Origin of the sequence: uncultured Clostridium sp., from assembly GCF_934754925.1 — a bacterium.
Lineage (GTDB): Bacteria > Bacillota > Clostridia > Clostridiales > Clostridiaceae > Clostridium.
On sequence record NZ_CAKVJA010000015.1, the window covers coordinates 33215 to 57819 of the forward strand.

Annotated in this window: 22 protein-coding genes; 20 read left to right on the forward strand and 2 right to left on the reverse strand. The window is 28.7% G+C overall.

Features of this window, described 5'->3' with window-relative positions:
* Positions 1 to 18: 18 nt before the first annotated feature.
* The 15 genes from Q0G30_RS06945 (at position 19) to Q0G30_RS07015 (ending at position 17874) form a co-directional block, all read left to right on the forward strand.
* Entirely contained in the window at positions 19 to 1263 is a 1245-nt protein-coding gene (locus tag Q0G30_RS06945; RefSeq protein WP_294388217.1) for a glutamate-5-semialdehyde dehydrogenase, read from the forward strand.
* A gap of 102 nt (positions 1264 to 1365) precedes the next feature.
* Entirely contained in the window at positions 1366 to 1812 is a 447-nt protein-coding gene (locus Q0G30_RS06950) for a GNAT family N-acetyltransferase (protein WP_294388220.1), read from the forward strand.
* Positions 1813 to 1882: 70 nt separating this feature from the next.
* Positions 1883 to 2479 carry an ElyC/SanA/YdcF family protein gene (locus Q0G30_RS06955; protein WP_294388223.1) on the forward strand — a complete coding sequence of 199 codons (597 nt, stop codon included), beginning with the start codon at positions 1883 to 1885 and terminating at the stop codon, positions 2477 to 2479.
* Between the two features lie 133 nt (positions 2480 to 2612).
* The gene (locus Q0G30_RS06960) at positions 2613 to 3389 is read left to right on the forward strand and encodes an SDR family oxidoreductase (RefSeq protein ID WP_294388226.1); all 777 of its coding nucleotides are present in this window, start codon (positions 2613 to 2615) and stop codon (positions 3387 to 3389) included.
* Positions 3390 to 3400: 11 nt separating this feature from the next.
* Complete coding sequence (locus tag Q0G30_RS06965; RefSeq protein WP_294388230.1) at positions 3401 to 4204, forward strand: HAD family hydrolase; 804 nt, start codon at positions 3401 to 3403, stop codon at positions 4202 to 4204.
* Between the two features lie 541 nt (positions 4205 to 4745).
* The gene (locus tag Q0G30_RS06970) at positions 4746 to 5795 is read left to right on the forward strand and encodes a carbamoyl phosphate synthase small subunit (protein WP_294388233.1); all 1050 of its coding nucleotides are present in this window, start codon (positions 4746 to 4748) and stop codon (positions 5793 to 5795) included.
* Positions 5796 to 5808: 13 nt separating this feature from the next.
* The gene (carB, locus tag Q0G30_RS06975; RefSeq protein WP_294388235.1) at positions 5809 to 9018 is read left to right on the forward strand and encodes a carbamoyl-phosphate synthase large subunit; all 3210 of its coding nucleotides are present in this window, start codon (positions 5809 to 5811) and stop codon (positions 9016 to 9018) included.
* 184 nt (positions 9019 to 9202) lie between these two features.
* Positions 9203 to 9505, forward strand: a complete 303-nt coding sequence (locus Q0G30_RS06980; RefSeq protein WP_294388238.1) for a hypothetical protein — start codon at positions 9203 to 9205, stop codon at positions 9503 to 9505.
* Between the two features lie 119 nt (positions 9506 to 9624).
* Positions 9625 to 10401 carry a glutamate racemase gene (gene murI / locus Q0G30_RS06985; RefSeq protein ID WP_294388241.1) on the forward strand — a complete coding sequence of 259 codons (777 nt, stop codon included), beginning with the start codon at positions 9625 to 9627 and terminating at the stop codon, positions 10399 to 10401.
* 156 nt (positions 10402 to 10557) lie between these two features.
* Positions 10558 to 10836, forward strand: coding sequence for an STAS-like domain-containing protein (locus Q0G30_RS06990; protein WP_294388244.1), 279 nt, complete (start codon positions 10558 to 10560; stop codon positions 10834 to 10836).
* Between the two features lie 201 nt (positions 10837 to 11037).
* Positions 11038 to 11562: a peptidylprolyl isomerase gene (locus Q0G30_RS06995; protein WP_148323273.1), complete on the forward strand. Its 525-nt coding sequence runs from the start codon at positions 11038 to 11040 to the stop codon at positions 11560 to 11562.
* Positions 11563 to 11691: 129 nt separating this feature from the next.
* Entirely contained in the window at positions 11692 to 12066 is a 375-nt protein-coding gene (locus Q0G30_RS07000) for a DUF3783 domain-containing protein (RefSeq protein WP_294388248.1), read from the forward strand.
* Positions 12059 to 12733: a helix-turn-helix transcriptional regulator gene (locus Q0G30_RS07005; protein ID WP_294388251.1), complete on the forward strand. Its 675-nt coding sequence runs from the start codon at positions 12059 to 12061 to the stop codon at positions 12731 to 12733. Before Q0G30_RS07000 ends, Q0G30_RS07005 begins: the two co-directional genes overlap by 8 nt.
* A gap of 178 nt (positions 12734 to 12911) precedes the next feature.
* Entirely contained in the window at positions 12912 to 16478 is a 3567-nt protein-coding gene (locus tag Q0G30_RS07010) for a S8 family serine peptidase (protein WP_294388254.1), read from the forward strand.
* Positions 16479 to 16542: 64 nt separating this feature from the next.
* Positions 16543 to 17874, forward strand: a complete 1332-nt coding sequence (locus Q0G30_RS07015) for a peptidoglycan-binding domain-containing protein (RefSeq protein ID WP_294388260.1) — start codon at positions 16543 to 16545, stop codon at positions 17872 to 17874.
* Positions 17875 to 17944: 70 nt separating this feature from the next.
* Here Q0G30_RS07015 and Q0G30_RS07020 read toward each other — a convergent pair whose 3' ends face one another.
* Positions 17945 to 19003 carry a transporter gene (locus Q0G30_RS07020; protein WP_294388262.1) on the reverse strand — a complete coding sequence of 353 codons (1059 nt, stop codon included), beginning with the start codon at positions 19001 to 19003 and terminating at the stop codon, positions 17945 to 17947.
* A gap of 150 nt (positions 19004 to 19153) precedes the next feature.
* Here Q0G30_RS07020 and Q0G30_RS07025 point away from each other — a divergent pair, with 150 nt between their 5' ends.
* The 5 genes from Q0G30_RS07025 (at position 19154) to Q0G30_RS07045 (ending at position 23195) form a co-directional block, all read left to right on the forward strand.
* Positions 19154 to 20236 (forward strand): hypothetical protein, encoded by a 1083-nt coding sequence (locus Q0G30_RS07025; protein WP_294388264.1) that lies wholly within the window; start codon positions 19154 to 19156, stop codon positions 20234 to 20236.
* A gap of 154 nt (positions 20237 to 20390) precedes the next feature.
* Positions 20391 to 21317, forward strand: a complete 927-nt coding sequence (locus Q0G30_RS07030; protein ID WP_294388266.1) for a TIGR01212 family radical SAM protein — start codon at positions 20391 to 20393, stop codon at positions 21315 to 21317.
* A gap of 151 nt (positions 21318 to 21468) precedes the next feature.
* Positions 21469 to 22014, forward strand: coding sequence for a sigma-70 family RNA polymerase sigma factor (locus Q0G30_RS07035; protein ID WP_294388269.1), 546 nt, complete (start codon positions 21469 to 21471; stop codon positions 22012 to 22014).
* On the forward strand, positions 22007 to 22741 hold the full coding sequence (locus Q0G30_RS07040; RefSeq protein WP_294388273.1) for a hypothetical protein: 735 nt from the start codon (positions 22007 to 22009) through the stop codon (positions 22739 to 22741). The genes Q0G30_RS07035 and Q0G30_RS07040 overlap by 8 nt, the downstream gene beginning before the upstream one ends.
* Before the next feature lie 25 nt (positions 22742 to 22766).
* The gene (locus Q0G30_RS07045) at positions 22767 to 23195 is read left to right on the forward strand and encodes a DUF2752 domain-containing protein (protein ID WP_294388274.1); all 429 of its coding nucleotides are present in this window, start codon (positions 22767 to 22769) and stop codon (positions 23193 to 23195) included.
* Positions 23196 to 23305: 110 nt separating this feature from the next.
* On the opposite strand, the gene Q0G30_RS07050 is transcribed toward Q0G30_RS07045, so the two are convergent.
* Positions 23306 to 24481: a class I SAM-dependent rRNA methyltransferase gene (locus Q0G30_RS07050; protein WP_294388277.1), complete on the reverse strand. Its 1176-nt coding sequence runs from the start codon at positions 24479 to 24481 to the stop codon at positions 23306 to 23308.
* Positions 24482 to 24605 lie beyond the last annotated feature (124 nt).

Below are 24605 nucleotides of genomic sequence, written 5' to 3' on the forward strand. Positions count from 1 at the left end.
AGAGGAGTTAAATAAAAAATGAGTGAATTGATTATAAAAGGTAAAAAATCTAAAGATGTTTCTTTTATATTAGGAAATTTGAGTACGGGAGAAAAGAATAAGGGCCTAAATGCCATGGCTGATTTTTTAGTTAATAATAAGGAAGAAATTATTAATGCAAATAAAATAGATTTACAAGCAGCAGTAGAAAAAGGTACATCTAAATCTATGCTTGATAGATTAACTTTAAATGAAGAAAGAATAGAAGGTATGGCTAATGGCCTAAGACAAGTAGCGGCACTTCAGGATCCAGTTGGAGAAGTTTTAGGAATGTGGACTAGACCTAATGGATTACAAATAGGACAAAAGAGAGTTCCTTTAGGAGTTATAGGAATAATATATGAAGCAAGACCAAATGTAACAAGTGATGCTGCAGGCCTTTGTTTTAAAGCTGGTAATGCAGTTATTTTAAGAGGTGGAAGTGAAGCTATTAATTCTAATAAATCTATAGTTAAGGTTTTAAGATATGGACTTAAATCTGTAAACCTTCCAGAAGATGCAATTCAATTAATAGAAGATACTAGTAGAGAAGTTGCTACTGAAATGATGAAGTTAAAAGATTATATAGATGTTCTAATTCCAAGAGGTGGAGCAGGACTTATTCAAGCGGTAGTTAAGAATGCAACTGTACCTGTAATTGAAACTGGAACAGGTAATTGTCATATATATGTTGATGAATACGCAGATTTTGAAATGGCAAAAAATATAGTTTTAAATGCAAAAACTTCAAGACCATCAGTATGTAATGCAGCTGAAAAGTTACTAATTCATGAAAAGATAGCTAAGGACTTTATGCCAATAATTTTAAATGCATTAAAAGAGAAAGAAGTAGAAATTAGAGGAGATGAATCTTCAATTGCTTATGATTCTTCGATAATAAAGGCAAATGATGAAGAATGGTATAATGAATATTTAGATTATATAATTGGCGTTAAGGTAGTTAAGAGTATAGATGAAGCTATTAATCTTATTAATCATTTTGGTTCAGGACATTCTGAAGCTATAGTTACAAAGGATTATGCAAATTCACAAAAGTTCTTACAAAAAGTAGATGCAGCAGCCGTTTATGTAAATGCATCAACTCGATTTACAGATGGTGAAGAATTTGGGTTTGGAGCAGAAATAGGCATAAGTACTCAAAAACTTCATGCAAGAGGCCCAATGGGACTTAAAGAACTTACTACTATTAAATATATTATTTATGGAAATGGCCAAATAAGATAAGTGAAAGTGCAAAGGTAATTTGGTTGATTGAACCTACTCCTATGAGCGAAGCAAATAGTGAGTTTCGGATAAAAAATTATGCTATAAGACGGGGGTAAAATTATGAACTTTGAAATAAAGAAGTTTAGTGAATTAACAGTTGATGATATGTATGAGATTGCAAAATCAAGATTTGAAGTTTTTGTTTGTGAGCAAGAAATTATAGAAGAGCAAGATTTTGATGATAAAGATAAATTATGTCATCATGTAATGTTAAAAGAAGATGGAAGAATTGTTGCTTATAGTAGAATTGTGCCTAAGGGAATTGGATATGAAAATATTTCAATAGGCAGAGTTTTAGTTCTTAATAGTCATAGAAGAAGAGGAATAGCTCAAAAAATGATGAAAGTAGCACTAGAGTTTATAAAAAATAATTTAAATGAAAATATAGTGGTATTATCTGCACAAGAATATGTAAAAGAAATGTATTCAAGTGTAGGATTTAAAGTTATATCAGATGTCTATGATGAAGTAAATATTCCACATGTTAAAATGAAGATAGAATTATAAAAAATGGTGTACAAATACAAGAGTCAATACATATCATATAGTAGTATAAATGGTCGAGAAGGAATAATATATGGCTTATGTATTGATTTTTTGTTTAATGATAGTGCTAATTATTCTAGAGATTTTAGTATTAATGGATAGATATGGACAAAGGTACATTTTAGACATGAAAGACCTTCCGATAAATTGTGATACAGTAATTGTTTTAGGTGCTGGAGTAAGGCCAGATGGAAATCCTTGCGATATATTAGCTGATAGATTAGATACTGGAGCTAAAGTATATGTGAGACGAATAAGTAAAACAATTTTATTAACCGGGGATAATAGCGGAGAAAGTTATAATGAACTTAAGGTTATGAAAAATTGGATTATGAATAATTATACAAGAGCAAATATTAGAGAAGAGGACTTGCTTATAGATAACTGTGGATTTTGTACATTTGATAGTATGTATAGAGCAAAAACTATATTTAATATAAAAAGTGCAATAATATCAACAAATAGATATCATTTACCAAGAGCTATATATATTGCAAGAAAATTAGGAATTGACGCTTATGGTATTGCTTCTGATATGAGGGAATATGATAGGATGAAAAAATATAAAAAAAGAGAATTATTAGCACAAATTAAAGATTTCTTTTTATGCCTTATAAGGTTACATTAAAATGTAGCTTTATAAGGCTATTTTTAAATTCTATTAACTTAATTACTTTTGACTTTATAAAATAAAATATATAATTTTATTTTGGAAGGCTTTTATAATAAAATTATATATTGAAGAGAGGCTGGGGTAGATTATGAGTAATATAAGATATACATTAATAACAGGTGCATCTACAGGGATAGGTTATGAGTTATCAAAGGTATTTGCAAAAGATAAACATAATTTAATTTTAGTTTCTAGAAATAAAACTAAATTGCAAGCTGTAAAGGATGAATTGTTAAAATATAATATAGATATAAAAATATTAGCATTAGATTTAGGAAATGATGAAGATATTCAAAGTTTATTTAACTATATAGAAATAAATAAACTAGTGGTAAATATTTTAATTAATAATGCAGGTATAGGAAGTTTTGGGGACTTTAATGATATTGAATGGAAGATGGAAGAAGCATTAATAGATATAAATATAAAAGCATTAACTCACTTAATAAAATATTTCCTACCTAAAATAGTAGATAGTAAAAATGGAGGAATTTTAAATGTTGCTTCTACTGCAGCTTTTTGTTCAGGACCAAGAATGGCTGCATATTATGCATCAAAAGCATATGTTCTTAATTTAACAGAGGCTATATATGAAGAATATAAAGACACTGGAATAAAGATATCGTGTCTTTGTCCAGGACCAGTTAATACTAGCTTCCAAGGAAAAGCTGGTATTAAGAAAAGTAAAGCAGCTAAAAGATATTTAATGGATGCAGAAGAGGTAGCTAAAATTTGTTATAAAGATTTTAATAGGGGAAGGCTTATTATAATTCCGGGAATGAAGAATAAATTACTAGTTATGGGCAACAAACTTTTACCTAGAAGTATTTCAAGAAAGATAATACTAAAAACTAATAGAAAATAAAGGAGAAAAATATGGGAATTTTTAATGGATATTTATTAGTTTCGGATATGGATGGAACACTTTTAAATAGTAAGGGGAAACTATCAGAAGAAAATAAAAAGGCTATAGAGTATTTTGTAGATAATGGAGGTCAATTTACATTGGCTACTGGACGTATGCTACCATCCATAAAAAGACACATTCATAAAATGAAAGTTACACTTCCTGTTATTATGTATAATGGAACAAAAGTATTTGATTTTAATACTAATAAGGTAATATGGGAAAAGTTTTTAGAAGAAGAACGAAAAGAAATAGTTAAGGTAGTTAAAGAGGTTAGCCTAAAGGTAGGAATAGAAATATATAGTGATGAGATTGTATATATTTATCAGTCATGCAAAAGAACAGAAAGATTTAGTAAACTAGGTTATGATGTAATTTATAATATTGATGATAGTATCTGGAGTAAAAAATGGACTAAAGCTTTAATTGTGGGAGAAAAAGAGGAGTTAGACTTTGTTGAAGAATACTTAAGAGAAACATATGGAGATAAAGATATTGTAAGAAGTTCAGATGTGTATTTAGAAGTTATACCGAAGGAAGTATCTAAAGGACAAGCTTTAAAAGAGTTAATAAGAGATAGAGAATTTAAAGAAATTAAGGTAGTTTCAGTTGGAGATAATATGAATGATGTTGAGCTTTTAGAAGTGGCTGATTATGGATTTTGTATAAGTAATGGAAGTGAGGAATTAAAGAAAAAGTCAAAATATATAGCTCCTAGTAATGATGATAATCCAATAGAATTTATAGTAGATTGGATCAAGAAATTAAAATAAAAAAAGTAGTTATATTAAATTTTCTTTTAATATAACTACTTTTTTATATAATTAAATAAGAATAAAAATGCACAGTTATTGCATAAACATTCAAGAGGGTGCATAAATTATAAAATAAAAAAGTTAAAAATTTCAAATAAAAGCGTTAAATTAACTAATTATACAGTAAGTGACGAATATTACTATTTTATCTTGACATTAATTAGTGTGCCATATAGAATAATATACAAAGATATAGAATAAGTTAATTAGTTAAAAAGTACACTTTAAATTGGTCCAGAGAGGCCAGAAAGGAGTATGTAGGTATGTTATACGTAAATAGCAATAGTTACATCGATTTATCAAAGAAATTTTCTAAAGTTAATTTTAAATATTATAAGGATAGTATGGAGAGATTACATAGTTAAATGTCTCCCTACTATCCTTTTCTGTTATTTTAACCAATATATAGTAAATTTAATATAAACTATATTTAAAATTAAAGAGCTTTTAGAAAGTGTATTTTTAGCTGTTATATACATAAATTTTAGGAGGGCTAGGAATGAAAGCAAGGCTTATATTAGAAAATGGTATGACTTTTGAAGGTAAAGCATTTGGATATTTAAAAGATAGCGTAGGAGAAGTTGTATTTACAACTGGAATGACTGGTTATCAAGAGGTATTAACAGATCCATCATACTATGGGCAAATTGTAACTATGACATATCCACTAATAGGAAACTACGGAATAAATTTAGAGGATAATGAATCTGAGGCACCAAAAGTAAGAGGATTTATAGTAAGAGAAAAATGTAGCTTCCCAAATAACTTTAGATGTGAAATTGGATTAGAAGATTATTTAAAACAAAATAAAATAATTGGATTAGAAGGAATAGATACAAGAGCTTTAACTAAGGTTTTAAGAAATAATGGAACTATGAAAGGAATTATTTCATTAGAACATGAAAACTTAGAAGAAGTAGAAGAGAAAATTAAGGCTTTTTCAAATAAAGAAGCAGTTAGTATAGTTTCAACAAAGCAAACTTATACAATTGAGGGAAATGGTAAATATGTTGCAATAATGGATTTTGGAATAAAATCTAATATAATAAGAAATTTCAAAAAGAGAAATTGTAAAATAACAGTTTTTCCAATGACAGCTACTGCAGAAGAAGTATTGTCAGTAAATCCTGATTTAGTATTTTTATCAAATGGCCCTGGGGATCCAGAAGATTTAGGAACTGTAATAGAAAATATTAAGAAAATTGTTGAAGTTAAACCTATAGTTGGTATTTGCTTAGGCCATCAATTATTAGCATTAACTTTAGGTGGAAAAACTACTAAGTTGAAATTTGGACATAGAGGATGTAATCATCCAGTAAAAGATTTGGAGAGAAACAGAGTTCATATTACTTCTCAAAATCATGGATATGTAGTTGATGAATTACCAGAAGGAGTTGTAGCAACACATGTAAATATCAATGACGGAACAATAGAAGGTATGAAACATACTACTTTACCAATATACTCAGTTCAATTCCATCCAGAGGCTGCAGCAGGTCCAAAGGATAGTGAATATATATTTGACAGATTTATGGAATATGCACTATAGGAGGGTTTAGAAAATGCCATTAAATAAAAATATTAAAAAAGTTTTAGTTATAGGATCAGGACCAATAGTTATCGGGCAAGCTGCAGAGTTTGATTATTCAGGAACTCAAGCATGCCAAGCATTAAAAGAAGAAGGAATAGAAGTTGTATTAGTTAACTCTAATCCAGCTACTATTATGACTGATAGAGAAGTTGCAGATAAGATTTATATAGAACCGTTAACATTAGAATTTGTTGAAAAAGTAATAGCAAAAGAAAGACCAGATAGCTTACTTGCAGGTATGGGAGGACAAACAGGACTAAATCTAGCAGTTGATTTGCATGATGCAGGAATATTAGAAAAATATAATGTTAAAGTTATAGGAACATCAATATCTTCTATAAAAGAAGGTGAAGATAGAGAGTTATTTAGAGATATGATGAACAGAATTAATGAGCCTGTTATTACATCTGAAATAGTAACTGACATGGAAGCAGGAATGGCTTTTGCAAATAAAATTGGTTATCCAGTTATAGTAAGACCAGCGTATACATTAGGAGGAACTGGTGGGGGAATAGCTGAAAATGAAGAAGAGTTAAGAACTATTCTTGCATCAGGATTACAATTAAGTACAATAGGCCAAGTTTTATTAGAAAAATCAGTTAAGGGCTGGAAAGAAGTAGAGTATGAAGTAATGAGAGACTCTTATGGAAACTGTATAACTGTATGTAACATGGAAAATATTGACCCAGTAGGAATCCATACAGGGGATAGCATAGTTGTAGCACCATCTCAAACTTTATCAGATAAAGAATATCAAATGCTTAGAACTGCATCAATTAATATTATTAATGCAGTAGGAATTGAAGGTGGGTGTAACGTACAATTTGCTTTAAATCCAAACTCATTTGAATATGCAGTTATTGAAATTAACCCTAGAGTTTCAAGATCTTCAGCCCTTGCATCAAAAGCTACTGGATATCCAATAGCAAAGCTTGCAGCTAAGATAGCTTTAGGATATGGATTAGATGAAATTAAAAATGCAGTAACGCAAAAGACTTATGCATGCTTTGAACCAACATTAGATTATGTGGTAGTTAAAATTCCAAAATGGCCTTTTGATAAATTCTTTACAGCTGATAGAGCTTTAGGAACAAAGATGATGGCAACTGGAGAGATAATGGCTATAGGTGCTAATTTAGAGTCAGCATTATTAAAGGGAATCAGAAGTTTAGAAATAGGAAAATATTCTTTAGATCATCCTAAGTTTAAGGAAATGAGTATCCAGGAATTAAAGGAAGCTGTAATGAAACCAGATGATGAAAGGTTATTTGCTCTTACAGAAATGATAAGAAGAGATTATAGAATTGAAAGCATAGCTAAGATTACTGGAATAGATATATTCTTCTTAGAAAAATTCAAGTGGATAGTACATGAAGAAACTAGGTTAAAATTAAGCAAAATAGATGATTTAGATAAAGAATGGTTATTAAGCCTTAAGAGAAAGGGGTTCTCTGATAAGGCTATAGCAGATATGCTAAAAGTTAGCCCTGATGATATCTATAGATTAAGAAATATATGGAATATAAAGCCTGCATATAAGATGGTTGATACTTGTGGAGGAGAATTTGAAGCATTATCACCATACTACTACTCAACTTATGAACAATATGATGAAGTTGAAGTATCGGATAAGAAAAAAGTTATAGTAATAGGTTCAGGACCAATAAGAATAGGACAAGGTATAGAATTTGACTATGCTTCAGTTCACTGTGTAATAGCATTAAAGAAGATGGGAATTGAAACTATAATAGTTAACAACAACCCAGAAACAGTAAGTACTGATTTCAATATTTCAGATAAACTTTACTTCGAACCATTAACAGAAGAAGATGTGTTAAATATAATTGAAAAAGAAGACCCATATGGAGTTATTCTTCAGTTCGGTGGACAAACAGCCATTAAGCTTGCAAATTTCTTAAAAGAAAAGGGAATTAAAACTTTAGGAACTACAGCCGATCAAATTGATATGGCTGAAGATAGAGAAAAATTTGAAGAATTACTTGAAAGATTTGATATAGCAAGACCTAAAGGAAAAGGTGTTTGGACTTTAGAAGAAGGTATAGAGGAAGCAAGAAGATTAAAGTTCCCAGTACTTGTTAGACCTTCATATGTTTTAGGTGGTCAAGGTATGGAAATAACTCACGATGAAGAAGAGTTAACATACTACTTAAAGAATGCATTTATGAAAGATAAGAAAAATCCAATTCTTATAGATAAGTACTTAATGGGTAGAGAAATTGAAGTAGATGCTATATCTGATGGAGAAAATATATTAATACCTGGTATAATGGAGCATTTAGAAAGAGCTGGAGTTCACTCAGGGGACTCTGTAACAATGTATCCAAGCCAAAATATTAGTGATGAAATAAAGACAAAAGTTTTAGATTATACTAAAAAGTTAGCTTTAGCTATAGGAATAAAGGGTATGATAAATATTCAATTCATAGAATTTGAAGGAAATCTTTATGTAATAGAAGTTAATCCAAGAGCTTCAAGAACAGTTCCTTATATCAGTAAGGTAAGTGGAGTTCCGATAGTAGATTTAGCTACTAAGGTTATGCTTGGAGAAAAATTAGCTGACTTAGGATATGGAATAGATGTTTACCCAGAACCAAAGCTAGTATCAGTTAAGGTTCCAGTATTCTCAACTCAAAAACTACCAAAGGTTGAAGTATCATTGGGTCCTGAAATGAAATCTACTGGAGAAGTTTTAGGAGTAGGTAGAGATGTTAAGGAAGCTTTATATAAAGGATTTGTTGGTGGCGGAATGTATCCATCAATGGAAAAGGGAAAAATATTAGCAACAATAAATAAACATGATAAAGCTGAATTCTTACCAATAGCTAAAGATTTAGCTAAAGTCGGCTACAAATTTATAGCAACAGAAGGCACTTGTAAATTATTAAGAGAAGCTGGTATTGATGCAGAAGAAGTAAGAAGACTTAACGAAAATGAACCAAATATATTGGATATTGTTAAAAATAAGGAAGTTGATTTAGTTGTTAATACACCAACTAAGGGTAACGACTCTAAGAGAGATGGATTCTTAATTAGAAGAGCTGCTATTGAGAGAAATATAGGAGTTATAACGGCATTAGATACTTTAAGAGCAATTGCTGATGTTAAGGTATCTGAAATTGATAAGAGAGATTTAGAAGTTTTCAATATAGCTGAAATTTAATTAATAGTTAATTATGATTTAGGCATTGAATAGAGGATGTAAAAGCATCCTCTTTTTTTTATAATTATAATTTAACATGAATAAAAACCAATTATTATGTAAAATAAACCAAAAAAATGTTGACTTCGAACGAATGTTCTGATATTCTTTAGTTAATAAGTGAACGCTTGTTCGGAGGTGCGGTATGAAAGAGAATAGAGGAATATTTGTAAAAGTTAATTATAAAAATATTGGAGAGCTTAATAGTTTTATTTATGATAGTATGAATGGAATAAATAAAAATAAAGATAAATATGTTATGTGTGCAGGAAAATATAATAAAGATGGATGGACAATGGTTTTTAAAGCTAAAAGCATAAGAGAGGCAGAAGAGCTACTAAGTATAAATTCTGCTAGAAGAGAATTAGCAAGGAAGAATGAGTTATTACGTTCACAATTAATTGAAAGTGATAGAGTATCAATACCATCTTGGATGTGTAATAATTAAAAACTTTTTGTTTAAAGAAAATGCACAATAATTTATATATTATAGTAAATGAAAGTAGATTTACAATTAATTAAGGTATAAAATAAAATTAATCAATATATAAATTGGAGTGAGATAGCTTGGATAAGAAAAATTTGCCAATAGGTTTTTTAGATTCGGGAGTAGGTGGCTTAAGTGTGATGAGAGAAGCCATAAAGATAATGCCTAATGAAAATTATATATATTTTGGAGATTCAAAAAATGCACCATATGGTGTAAAGCCAACAAAAGAGATTAGAGATTTAACATTTAATGTAGTTGAATTTTTAATGGAAAAGGGAATAAAGGGACTTGTTGTTGCGTGTAATACAGCTACTAGTGCAGCAGTAAGCGAACTAAGAAGAGTATATCCAGACATGCCGTTAGTTGGAATAGAACCTGCAATAAAGCCTGCGGTAGAGTTAAATAAAAGTGGTAAGATATTAATAATGGCAACCCCAATGACTATAAAGCAACAGAAGTTTAATTTATTACTTAATAAATATAAAGAAAAGGCTGAAATAATTCCAATACCATGTGCTGGACTTATGGAGTTTATTGAGAATGGAGTATTAAGTGGAAAAGAATTAGAAGAATATTTAGAAGAAAAATTATGTTTATATAAGAAAGAAGAAATCAGTTCTGTAGTTCTTGGTTGCACGCATTATCCATTTGTTAAGGATACAATAGCAAAGATTGTGGGAGATAATGTTGCTATAATAGATGGTGGAGAAGGAACTGCAAGAGAAATTAAAAGAAGGTTAAAGGAAAAAGATTTATTAACTGACAGAGAAGAAGTAGGAAGTATCACTATATATAACTCATTAGATGAACAAAGTGTTATTGATTTAAGTTTAAAGTTAATTCAGCAACCTTAAATAAGAAAAGCGCCAAGGAGCGTTTTTTTTATTTATATATAAATAGGAAAATATTAAAAAAAAAAATATTGTTAAATAGTTGACAATATTCTGAAAATTGTATATATTATTAGTATAGAAAGAATTTTCAGAATATTTAAAAAAGGAGATTGGGGTATGAACATGAATATAAAAATAAAAGAGTTTTTAGGGGAGAATTATTCAATAGAAGATGCTATTTTGTTACGAGAAATAGTTAAAAATAATTTAGATACAGGTGTAACTTTAGATTTTGACGGTTTAGAAAGAATTCCATCAACTTTTTTAATATGTTTATTTAACGATTTAATAAATAAATTTGGACGAGACTATATTTTTAAACAAATTGATGTTAAAAATTTATCAAACTATAGAGATTATTCAAGAGTAGTTTTAGGTACTGCATTTCAACAATAAATTAAACTTTTCTATTCAGCATAATATATTTTAAAAGATACTTCCTTCGTAATTATAATTTTCTTAGCTTCGATTTTCGAGGCTTTTTTCTTTAGGCTTAAAATAATCTTAAAAAATAAAAAATTTTATTAAAACATTGAATTACTATATAGAAATATGATAATAATAAGTTATACCAAAAAATGAAAGTGAGGTAATTATATGAAAAATCCTATAGTAACTATAGAAATGGAAAATGGAGATATAATGAAAGCGGAGTTATATCCAGAAATAGCTCCAAATACAGTTAAGAATTTTGTTGATTTAATAAATAGAGGATTTTATGATGGATTAATATTCCACAGAGTAATACCTGGATTTATGATTCAAGGTGGATGCCCAGAAGGAATGGGAATTGGTGGACCTGGATATAGTATAAAAGGTGAATTTTCAAGAAATGGATTTGCCAATAATTTAAAACATACAAAAGGTGTTTTATCTATGGCTAGAGCAATGCATCCAGATTCAGCAGGTAGCCAATTCTTCATAATGGTTGAAGATGCACCACATTTAGATGGACAATATGCTTCATTTGGTAAATTAATAGAAGGATTAGATGTTGCTACAAAAATAGTTAATACTAAGAGAGATTACAGTGATAAACCATATGAAGATCAAGTGATGAAAAAGGTAACTGTAGAAACTTTTGGTGAAAAGTTTGATGAGCCTGAAATAATAGAAGACTAATATTTAAAGTAAGGTTTAAGCTTTTAAGGGCTGTATTAAAATACATATGTGATAATTAAGTAAGGGTTTCACATTAAATTTTAATGCAGCCTTAAATTAAATTTATATGTGTATACTGGGGTGTGTATAATGCTTGATAATAATAAGTGTATTTTAGTATATGGATTATCTAATATAGAATTGGTGAGTTTAAGGGAATTAGGATATAAAATTATAGAAATAACTCCTGAAATGTGTGAGATGACATTAATGGATGTACTACTTGGTATGAGATTCGACATATTTAATAGCAATCCAATTAAAGAAAAGGTAATACTATATAATAATTTATCGGAAAATGAGATTAGAAAAGCGATAGCAGATACTAGAAGAAATATCAAAGATGGGATATTAGCTGTAGTAACAGAACAATCTATCAATTGGAAAATAAGTTATCTTATTAAGCATTTAATATATGAGAAAGAATGGTATTCAAAAGTTAGAAAGGAAAAGAGCAATGAGTAGAGTTGGTGAAAAGATAAAGGAAGCCAGATTAAAATCTGGTATGACACAAAAAGTACTTGCAAAGAAGTTAGGTGTTGCAGAGAAATTTATAAATGAAGTTGAAACGGGTAGAAGAATTGTACAAGAATCATTTATAGATAAAGCAGCTAAAATTTTAAAAGCAGACTTAAATGATGTGAGTATGGTTGTAACAGACGAAGTATTAATGGAAGAAAGAAAAGCATATAATACAATTAATAAGAAGCCATCAAAGATAGAAACTGAAGAAGTATGGGATAATGCATTTTCATCTGTCTTAAAGAATGTTCCAATTTATGATTATAGTTTAAAGAATGTTAAAGGAAAAATAGAATTACCTATTCATTCAAATAAAGTGGAAGGTTTTCCTCAAGATAAAGTTATGTATTTAGAAATTCAGGATAATGAGATGTCTGGCTTTAGAATGATGCAAGGAGATTTAGCTTTTGCACATTTAGTAAAAGAAATAAGCAATAATGGAATATTCTTGGTTGATTATAAAGGAAATAGAAAAATAAGACAAATAAAGAGCTTAGGAAATTCAAAGCTACTTCTTGTAAGTAACGGGGGAGCTCTTATGACTGAAACTGTAGAATCTAGAGAAATATCGGTAATTGCAAAGTTAGAAAGAATAGAAATTAGATTATAAAAAGGTGCCAAAGGGCACCTTTTTTATTATATAAATAATAAAATAAAAAACAATATATTAATATGTGGATAGTGTGGATAACTTAATAAAACATGTGGATAACTTTGATATTAATAATAAATTTAATAGTTCAGATATTTTAAATTAAACATATATTGATAAGAGAAATTATTACGAGGTGGTAAACATAGAAGGTAATTTAAATAATTTAGGTATATTAAAGAATATGCCAACATCAATATTATCAAAGCTTAATATATCACATAGCTTTTTAGCAACTAATAATGATTCTGAAATTGAAGTAAGTATAATTTCAGGAGCTTCTCCAAGTGAAATTTCTAAAATAGTGGAAAACTTAAATGGAAAGTATGTTGATTTGGGATATGGATATGGAATAGCAGAAATTCCAATAGAAAATCTTGTTGCTTTAGCAACTAGCCCAGAAATTCAATATATAGAACTACCTAAAAGTTTATATGCAGATGATTATGAAAGTAATAGGGCTTCTTGTATTACACAGTTAAATTCAAGTGAATTTAATGGAAAGGGAGTTTTAATTGGATTTATTGATACTGGAATAGATTATACTCATCCTGCATTTAGAAATCCTGATGGAACAACTAGAATAGAATATATATATGATTTAGATGAAGGTGGAAAGGTATATACTAAGGAGCAAATTAATGAAGCACTTAAATCATCTGATCCATATTCAATAGTTAATTCAACTGATATTACTGGACATGGAACACATGTTGTAGGAATAGCTTGTGCTGGAGGAAAAATAGATAAGCAATATTATGGTGTAGCACCTGAAAGTTCAATAGCAATGGTCAAGGTGGCTAGAAGTAGATTTGCATTAAGTACTCAAATAATGAAGGGAATAAAGTTTCTTATTGATAAGGGAAAAGAGCTAAATATGCCATTAGCTATAAATATGAGTTTAAGTACTAATGATGGAGCACATAATGGTAGTAGTTTGCTTGAACAATATATTTCAACAGTTTCTGCTACTGAAAGAGTAACAATTGTTATAGCAGCAGGAAATGAAGGTGAAGCAGCACATCATGTAGGAGGAACATTAGAAGAAGTAAATGATGTGTATTTTAATATTTCATCAGATGAATCTATAGTTGTAATAAATTTATATAAATCGATATTGCCACAATTAAGTATAGAGTTAATTTCTCCATATGGAATTGGTACTGGTGAAATATTAGTAAAAGAAGGAGTTAATGAAGGAACAATAGGAAATTCTAGATATTCCATATATTTAACTGGACCTAAGCCATTTGATGTAAGTGGAGAAATTGGAATTATATTAACTGGAATTAATGGCTTTGTATCTTCAGGACAATGGAAAATAACATTAAGAAAATTAAATAAATATAACGGAAACTTTGATATGTGGTTACCTATTTCAGAAGGATTAAATGTTAATACTAAGTTTTTAGAACCTGTTGTTTATAACACATTAGGAATACCTGCCACAGTTAAAAATGTAATATCAGTTGGAAGTTATAATTATTTAGTTGGTATTATTTCACCATTTAGTGGAAGAGGAGAAAAATATAATGGACAATATATAAAGCCTGATATAGTTGCACCAGGAGAAGGAATTTATTCTGCTATACCTAATAGGGGATTTGATAAAAAAACAGGAACCTCTATGGCAGCACCACAAGTTACAGGTGCCGCAGCTCTTATGATGCAATGGGGAATAGTAAATGGAAATGATCCTTATTTATATGGGGAAAGAGTAAAATATTTTTTAATTCTAGGTTCAAAAAAGACTAGGCAAGATATAGAGTATCCAGATGCAGGCTGGGGATATGGTGAACTTTGTTTAAGAGAAAGTATTAATTTAGTATCTCAAACATTAGGGTTAGGTCTTAGAAATAATGATATTAAAAATATAATTATAAATGATTACCTTAAAAGAGTAGATGAAATAAATGTAGACTATAATTCAAAGAGTAATGATAGAGTTTTTCTTTTAGTTGAAATTGCAAATGAAGAAGTATTAAAAAATTTATTAAAGATACAAGAGGTTGAGGGTTTAATGATATTATCAAATTTTGCATTAATAATTACACCAGTTAATAAGGTTGATGAAATAAAAAAATTGGTAATTAGAATAGTTAATATTGAAGAATTTTATACTATATTGACATTAAATGATATTTCACCAGTAGAAGCAAGTGGAGCACCTGTATTTAATAATAATCCATATTTAAGGCTTAATGGAAGAGGTGTATTGGTTGGAGTAATTGATACGGGAATAGATTATCTTAACAAAGAATTTCAAATGGAAGATGATACAACAAGAATAGTACGGTTATGGGATCAAACTATTCAAGGAGATACAAATATATATGGATTAAAATATGGTACTGAATATACAGAAGAGCAAATAAACCAAGCAATAAGTTTACAAACTTCAGGTGGGGATCCATATAGTATAGTTCCATCTAAGGATGAAATTGGACATGGCACTAAGGTAAGTGGAATTATTGGTGGAAGGGGTATAAATCCAGATTTAAAAGGAGCTGCTCCAGACTGTAAGTTTGTTATTGTTAAGCTAACTAGAGCAACAAAAGCAGAACTTGATGCATCACTTATCGATAAAACAGATGTGCCATCATATAGTCCGTGGAGTGTATTATTAGGAATAAGGTATGTAGTTTCCGTTGCAAGAGAATTAAATAAGCCATTAGTTATATTTATACCACTTGGAGGTAATATGGGCTCTCATACTGGAAATGGAATTAATGAAGGTATTATTGATAACTATTCAACTGAAGCAGCAACTGTCGCTGTAGTGCCAGTTGGAAATCAAGGAAATACAGATACTCATACTGAAGGAATAATTGAAAAGGTTGGAGATATAAAAGATATAGAGATAAGAATTGGTGAAAAGCAAAAAAAATTACCAATAATAATATGGATAAACAAACCTAATAGAGTTATGTTATCAATAATATCCCCTACAGGAGAAATAATTGATAACATGGAGGCTAAAAATACAAATAATAGAAGAATAAAATTTTTATATGAAAAAACTGAAATGATAGTTAATTTTACTTCACCAGAATTATCAACAGGTGATTCACTTATTTTTATAAGAGCATATAATTTAAGACCAGGAATTTGGAAATTTAGGTTAACTGGAGAATATATAGTAGAGGGTAATTATTATGCATGGATACCTCAAAGGGAACTTATAGATGATGAAACTAAGTTTTTAAATCCAGTTGAATATACAACTATTACATTACCAAGTACTTCTAATAATGCAATTTCAGTAGGATATTATAATCAAAATAATAATTCCATTGTATCAGAATCCAGTAATGGTTATACAAGGTATGGAAATATAAAACCGGATATAGTAGCTGGAGGAAGTAATGCTTTAGTTACTATTCCAGGAGGAGCAACTTCAGTGATGAGTGGATCTTCAGTTGCAGGTGCTGTTGTGGCAGGATGTTGTGCTCTTATTCTTCAGTGGGCAGTTACTGATGGAAATTATCCAGATATATATTCATCACAAATAAAAACATATATTATAAGTGGAGCAAAGACAAGACCTGGTGATATTTATCCTAATAAGCGATGGGGATATGGAATGTTTGATTTACAAGGTGTATTTGATTGGATACAACAAACATATACACCTAGAATAAATACAGATTTTGAGGAGTATAGAGTTAAAAACTTATTTATTAGAAAGCCTAGAGATTTATAATAATCACTAAATATAATAAAAAAGCATATTAATAATTAATGGATTAATATATTAAGGAGTTATTATGGCTGATAAAGGTAGGTTAAAAATACAATGTTTTGTAGGTGATACTTATATACCTGTAGAGGGTGGTAAGATAACCATAGTATCATCTTCAGATAAAACGAGTGATAATAAAGAAGTTAACTTAGTTACTAATTCATCAGGAGAATCGCAAGTTATTGAATTAAATGCACCACCACTAGAATATTCACAAGAACCATCACAACCAACACCCTACAGTTTGTATGATTTAAGAATAGATAGGGAGGGGTTTCAAACATTAGTTATTAATGGTGTTCAAATATTTCCAGGCCAAACAGCAATTCAACAATGTCAATTAATAAAATCTGATAGTAGGAACAGCAGAGCAGATGTAATAAATATAGGCCCTAATACATTAAATGGAAATTATCCAGCCAAAATTCCAGAAGAAGTTGATAAGCCTTTACCACCTCCAACTAGTGGAGTTGTACTTCCAAAGCCAGTAGTTCCAGAGTTTATAACTGTTCATACTGGAACGCCAAGCAATACTTCAGCACCTAATTATACTGTTTTGTATAAGGAGTATATTAAAAATGTAGCTTCATGTGAAATATATTCAACTTGGCCAGAAAATACTATAAGGGCTAATGTTTATGCAATAATATCATTTACATTAAATAGAATATATACGGAATGGTATAGGGGAAAAGGAAAGAATTATGATATAACTAATTCTACAGCATATGATCATGCTTTTACTTATGGAAGAAATATATATGATAGTATAAGCGCAGTTGTTGATGATATTTTTTCAAGTTATATAAGAAGAGTAGGTAGAAAGCAACCCTTATTAACACAGTATTGCGATGGAAAGAATGTTCAATGTCCAGGTTGGATGACTCAATGGGGAAGTAAATATCTTGGAGATCAAGGAAAAACTCCATATGAAATATTAACTAATTACTATGGAAATGATATTGAATTAGTTACAGCAGAAATTGTAAAAGGAAGTCCTAGTTCTTATCCAGGATATGATTTAACTATAGGCTCTAGTGGAGCTGAGGTTGAGACAATTCAAGAGCAATTAAATAGAATAGCTCAAAATTATCCACTAATACCTAAGTTAGCAGTTGATGGAGTTTATGGATCAAAAACGCAAGAAGCAGTTAAGGTATTTCAAAGTATATTTAACTTACCACAAACAGGTGTTGTAGATTATGCAACTTGGTATAAAATATCAGATGTTTATGTTGGAGTAACAAGAATTGCAGAATTAAGATCATCTATTAAGCAAAGAACATTCATTCCACCATTATCATTTGATATTTTAAACTCAGAACAAGTACCAAAAATAAACTATTTTGATGATTAGTGAAATATATTGCGCACATGGAGAAAGGAAAAATAAATATTTTATTTTTTCCCTCCATGTAGTGCGCAATTTAATTAAGTTCTGATTTATGTTTGTAATAGAAATAAATACATTGTGTTATGAATATTAAGCTTAGTAGACCAAAGAGAGGATATAATGTTGAAATTAAATTTGAGAATCCAATTTGAGATATTGGTAAGGCTACTGCTAAAACTATAAAAATTCCTTTTTTAAATTTAATATTAAAGCTTTGCTCTAATGTTTTACTAATTGAGTAAACATCTGAAACTTCTGTAGAGAACATTTCAAGCCAAATTATTACTAAGAGTAAAGCTTGTATAACATTACCGAATCTTTGGGCAACTAAAAGTAAGGGTATTTCAAGTTCAAATATATATGGTTGGTTAGCCAATAATAATAGATTAATGGCACTAGATAATAAAGTTAAGCCTAAAGCTCCTAATGCAACACCATAAACCATTGCTTTAGAGTTTTTAGTTTCATTACTTAACGGTACAAGTACACCTGAACAACAAAGTATATTATATCCAGCATAAAGTATAGTAGAAATAACAACACCATCTTTAGGAGGTTCAAAGCTAGAGATATATTGTAATGAAATCGAATCTTTACAAAATAAAAAATATAAAACTAGAATGAGAGTAATTGTACATAGTAAAGCAGGTACTATAAATGAATTTACTTCAATAAGTCCTTCTGTATCTCTTAGTAAAAAGATACACGCAAGGCAAAGCATGATTAATGAACCAATAATTTTGGGTATTCCAAAAAACTGATTAATTAAAGCACCACTTCCGGCAAGAATGATTGATGCACTAGAAATTAAATAGAATGTTGTTATTACTCCTGTTATTTTACCAAGTAAATTAGGACTTATTATTTTTAAAACATCGCTATAGGAGTTAAGATTATATTTGATACCTATTTTAGCTATTACTGATCCCATCAATATATAAAATACTCCACAAAAGAGTATTCCCAAAAAGCTAGTTACACCAAAGGAAGTAAAAAATTGAGTAATTTCTTTACCAGAAGCAAGCCCAGCACCAACAACTGTTCCAATAAATACAGCAGCAATTTGAAAAATCTTAGTGAAATCTTTTTTCACGCATATCCCCCCAATATATTTCTAATATCTAATATATAAAGGTTACAGTACAATTATTCTTTTTTTGTGAATAAGCTATATTTTATTAGGTAAAATAAATTTAAGAGATTGTTTTTAAGTGGAATAAAATATGTGAGGAGATTAATTGATATGGGTAGCATTAAAAGAATTTTAAGTATTATATTGCTTTTAACAGTTAGTATATTAATTGGGTGTAGCAAGATAAATAAGGATAATGAAGTAGCAATAGATTTATTTGATGTATTTAAAGGAAGGGATTTAGCAACAAATTACTTAATAAATATCAGAAATGGTGATATAGAAAAGGCTAATGAATCATGTCTAGAAGAGTTGGTTAATAATAATATTAATTTATCTGAAGGTATTTCAGATTTAGTAGGTTTTCAATTGGATAAAACCATAGCAAGTAGTGAGTTTGCATACTATATTTTTAATGTTATTAGGGATTCCAATATAGAGCCTAAAAGCGATTTAGAAAGTTATACTATAAAGGTAAATAGAAATGGAGATAATTATAGAATAAGTGAAATTAAGGCAAAGTCACAAAGAGAATTATATATAAAAAATAATTCATTAAGAATAATAGGAGAAAAGGGTGGAAAAAGTAGTTTAGTAATAAGTTTAAACAATATTCCTAAGGATACATATTTAAGAGAAAATAAGATTATGTTATATAAAGAAAAGGTACCTAATAATAACTTTGGAAAAGTAGTTTTAGGATTTACAGGACAAAAGATAGCTATTTCTACTATTGATGATAAAAATGCATTTATTTGTATTGCTTATATTGATAATACATTGATGCAAAATGGTACTGATGATATAAGTAGTAGTACGGCTTCTCAAGGAAATCAAATTAGTGAATTACAAGAAGCTTTAGAAAAGCCTATTACAAGTAAGGTTGTACCTGTGGATTTATTAAACAATGTTCAAATAGAAAACTTTATATTTTCTAAGGAAGATAATGATATAGCTGTTAATTACAAAAATCAATCAGGCATAGAACGATTAAATATATATAAGGCCGATGATGGCTCTAAGATAGATGCTAAATTAGAAGATATTTTTAATGTTAATATATATAATGTTAAAGCTGAGTATTTTGATGGTCAGAAATTAATTATTAATGTTTATAAATCAGATGGCACTATTGATAATACTACTGGTGAGTATAGTTTTAATATGAAGAATGAGGAAATGATTAAATTGTAATTAAGAGATAAGTAATTTATAATATAGTAAAAAATAAAAGAGGTTAATGTATTATACATAACCTCTATTTTAATTATATAAGCTAACTTTAAATCTAATAGAGTATTAATATAATTATTTATTAAATATGCAGGTTAATAATAAGGAGAAAAAAATGATAAAGGAATGGAATGGAAAAAGGTATCATAGTTTAAATTATTTCCTAAGAAATAAATTTGGGGAAAAGATATATAAAATATCATTAGATGGAGGATTTACTTGCCCTAATAGAGATGGAAAAGTTGCAAAGGGTGGATGTACTTTCTGTAGTGCAAGAGGTTCTGGGGATTTTGCTGGAAGTAGAATATTATCTATTACAGAACAGTTTGCAGATAGAAAAGAAATGATGGAAAAGAAGTGGAAAGATGGTAAGTATATTGCATATTTTCAGGCTTACACTAATACTTATGCACCTGTAGAACAATTAAGAAAAAAATATGAAGAAGCATTAGCCCAAAAAAATGTTATTGCTTTATCTATAGCAACAAGACCAGATTGTTTAGACGATGATGTTTTAGATTATCTTGAAGAGTTAAATAAAAAGACTTATCTTTGGGTTGAATTAGGATTACAAACTATAAATGATAAGACAGCTCGCAATTTTAATAGAGGCTATGATTTTGAAACTTTTGATAGAAGTTTAAAGAAATTACAAGAAAGAGGAATTGAGGTTGTTGTACATACTATATTTGGACTTCCTGGGGAAACTAAAGAAGATATGCTAAAGACTGTAGATTATGTTGCACATTCAGGGGCACAAGGAGTTAAGTTTCATTTATTGCATCTAATGGAAGGAACAAAGATGGTAGAGCAATATGAAAATGGAGAATTAAAGCTGTTAAGTAAAGAGGATTATATTGATTTAATATGTAAGGGAATAGCCATGATACCAGAAGAAATGGTAGTTCATAGACTAACAGGGGATGCACCAAGACAAAGTTTAATTGGACCTATGTGGAGTTTGAAAAAGTGGGAAGTGTTAAATGATATTGATAAAGCACTTGTAGATAATAATATTTGGCAAGGAAAAGATTTTAAATAGACATATTTAAGCGACTGTGTAATAATTTTTGCAACAGTCGCTTTTCTATTTATAATTATATAAGAATCACATACTAATTAAAACAATGGTTTGAAACTTATGGAACAAATGGGGTTAACATTAAGTCTAATAGATGAAGGGAGCGAAGGATTTGGAGGCTTCAGTAGATAATCTTAGTAAAGATGAATTGATAATACAAGTAAAAAGAGCAAAACGTGGAGATAAAGAAGCTTTTTGTAATTTAGTTAGAGTAAATAAAGTTGCAATATATAGAGTTGCAAAATCTATATTAAATAAGGAAGAGGATATAGAAGATGCAGTTAGTGAAGCAATATTAAAAGCTTATAAAAATATACCAAAGTTGAAAAATGAAGAGTTTTTTAAAACGTGGTTAATAAGAATAGTAATAAATGAAAGTAATAATTTATATAAAAAAAGAGCCAAGGAAATAGCTGTAGATAGGGAGCATTTTAAAAACATAAAAGTTAATGATCAGTATAAGGATTTGTCATTATATGATGCAATTAATTCCTTAGAAGAAGATTTAAGAATGACGACTATATTATTTTATTTTGAAGATATGAAATATAAAGATATAGCAAAAACTCTTAATGTTAAAGAAGGAACTATAAAATCAAGATTATCTAGGGCAAAAGAAAAGCTATATAATATTTTAAAGGAGGAGATTCATGGATAAATTTGATGAATACTTAAAAAATAAAAGTAAAAGCGAAAATGAAGATTTTGTTTTACCAAAGTCTTTTGAATATAAACTTGAAGATACTCTAAAAAATTTAGATAAAGAAAATAAAAATAAAGCTAATGTATGGTATATCAATAAGAATTTATTGACTACAGCCGCATGTTTTGTGTTTGTATTTTTAGCAGCAACATCAATAAGGTATGGAGTTGATTCAAATAGGTCAAATTCTATAGAGAGAGGTTTAAAAAATCAGGTTACAGAATATAGTGAGAGTATTCCAGAGGTTGCTAGGCACAATGAAACTTCAACTAGGGATATTGGGAATGATGAAGCAACTAAACAAGAAGTAGAAAAGTTTAGTTTAGAAGATAGATTTGATGATGAAATTATAGATTCTAATAACATTAACAAGATAATAGTTAAAAATATAGTGGATGGAAATACTTATAAATCTGTAGATAATAAAGTAGATATAGAAAAAATCATTAGTTTTATAAATGATATTTCAAAGGAAGAAATTCAAAAACAAACTTTAGGGGAATGGGATTTTCTAATACAGACTAATGGAGTAGAAGGTAATCACACAATAATTATTAAAAATGATATTCTAAATATAGATAATAAGTGGTATAAAATAAATTCTGAAGAGGTAAGCAACTTTAAATCTATGTATAATGATTTAAATTATGATGAGAATAATATACCATATTGTAATTATTAATTTACAAGTGTATTGAGTTTATGGTATGAATAAATATTTTAAATTTAGCAATAAAAATATTAAACTTAGAAATATATTAATATTAGCTTTATTAGGACTATCTATTATATTTCTCTTTATAAAAAGATTTGGGAAAATAACAGGAAGTATTTGCTTAATAAGAGGTTTAACAGGAATTCCATGTCCATCATGCGGAATGAGTAGAGCTATTATAGCAGTTATTAATGGTGATATTATAAATGCCTTTAAATTTCATCCATTATTTTGGCTACCATTTATATTATTAGTACTTATAGTCTTTAAAAGAAGGTTTTTTAAGCAGATATTAATAAGTTCAGTTATTTTAATAATAATTGTGTATATTTTGAGAATGATAATGTTTTTTCCAGATATAGAACCTATGAAATATAATGAAAAATCAATACTTAATCAGATTATTGAGAATAAGAAATAATAATAAATAAGATATAAAAGATAATAGTAAACTAATTTATTTTTATTAATTTATATATTAAAAAGTCGGCATAAGCCGACTTTTTATGTTTTAGTTATTTGTAAAAGCTTTTATACCACTTGGAATATAAAGAATTTTAAGTAGTAGGATTCATCTGAATTCCAAAGAATTGGATGATCTGAGCTTTGAGTTCTAACTTCAATTTGTCTTAAGGTTCTTCTAGCATCATGAGCAGCTTCAAGAACAGTTTTCTTTAATTGTTCTTCACTCATATAATGAGAGCATGAGCATGTAGCAAAGTAACCACCTGGTTTAACCATTTTTAAACCTCTAAGGTTAATTTCTTTATATCCTCTAATTGCAGCATTAACAGTATTTCTAGACTTAGTGAATGCTGGTGGGTCTAGAATAACAACATCATATTGTTTACCCTCTCTTGACCAATCTCCAAGAACATCAAATGCATTATGACATTCAAATTTAACAACATCTTGTAAATTATTTAATTTAGCATTTCTTGTAGCACAATCTACGGCATGTTGAGATACATCAATTCCAAGAACTGATTTTGCGCCAGCTATACCTGCATTTAAGGCAAATGAACCAGTATGAGTGAAGCAGTCTAAAACATCTTTACCTTTACAAATTCTATGCATGGCAGCTCTATTTTCTTTTTGATCTAAGAAGAACCCAGTTTTTTGTCCGTTTTCTAAATCAACTATGTATTTAACACCATTTTCAATAATTTCAACATCAGTATCAAATGGTTCAGTTAAGAAACCTTTAGTTTGTTCTAATCCCTCTATTTCTCTAGTTTTTATATCGCTTCTTTCATAAACTCCTTTAGCGCCATACTCTTCAACTAATATTTTAACTATTAAATCTCTATATTTATCCATTCCTAATGTAGAAATTTGAATTACATAATAATCTTCGAATTTATCAACAGTTAATCCAGGTAAGAAGTCAGCTTCTCCAAATATAAATCTGCATGATGATGTATCAATAACAGTTTTTCTATAATCCCAAGCTGCGGCAAATCTTTTCTTAAAGAATTCTTCATCTATTTCTTCATTAATATCTCTTGTCATTATTCTAATTGTTATTTTACTTCTATCGTTAATATAACCTTTACCAATGAAGTGATTTTTGTGATTATATACTTCAACTATATCTCCATTTTCATATTCACCATCATATTCATTTATTTCATCTATGTATATCCAAGGACGACCTTGTTCAGCTCTTTTGTTCTTTCCCTTATGTAAGAAAAATTTACTATTCATTTATTTACATCTCCTTATTTTAAATCTTATACGATTATAACATAACTATTAATTAAGGGCATAAATTTTAACTTATAAAATTAACTAAGTTATAAAATGAAAAGATAATAAATTTAATTACTTG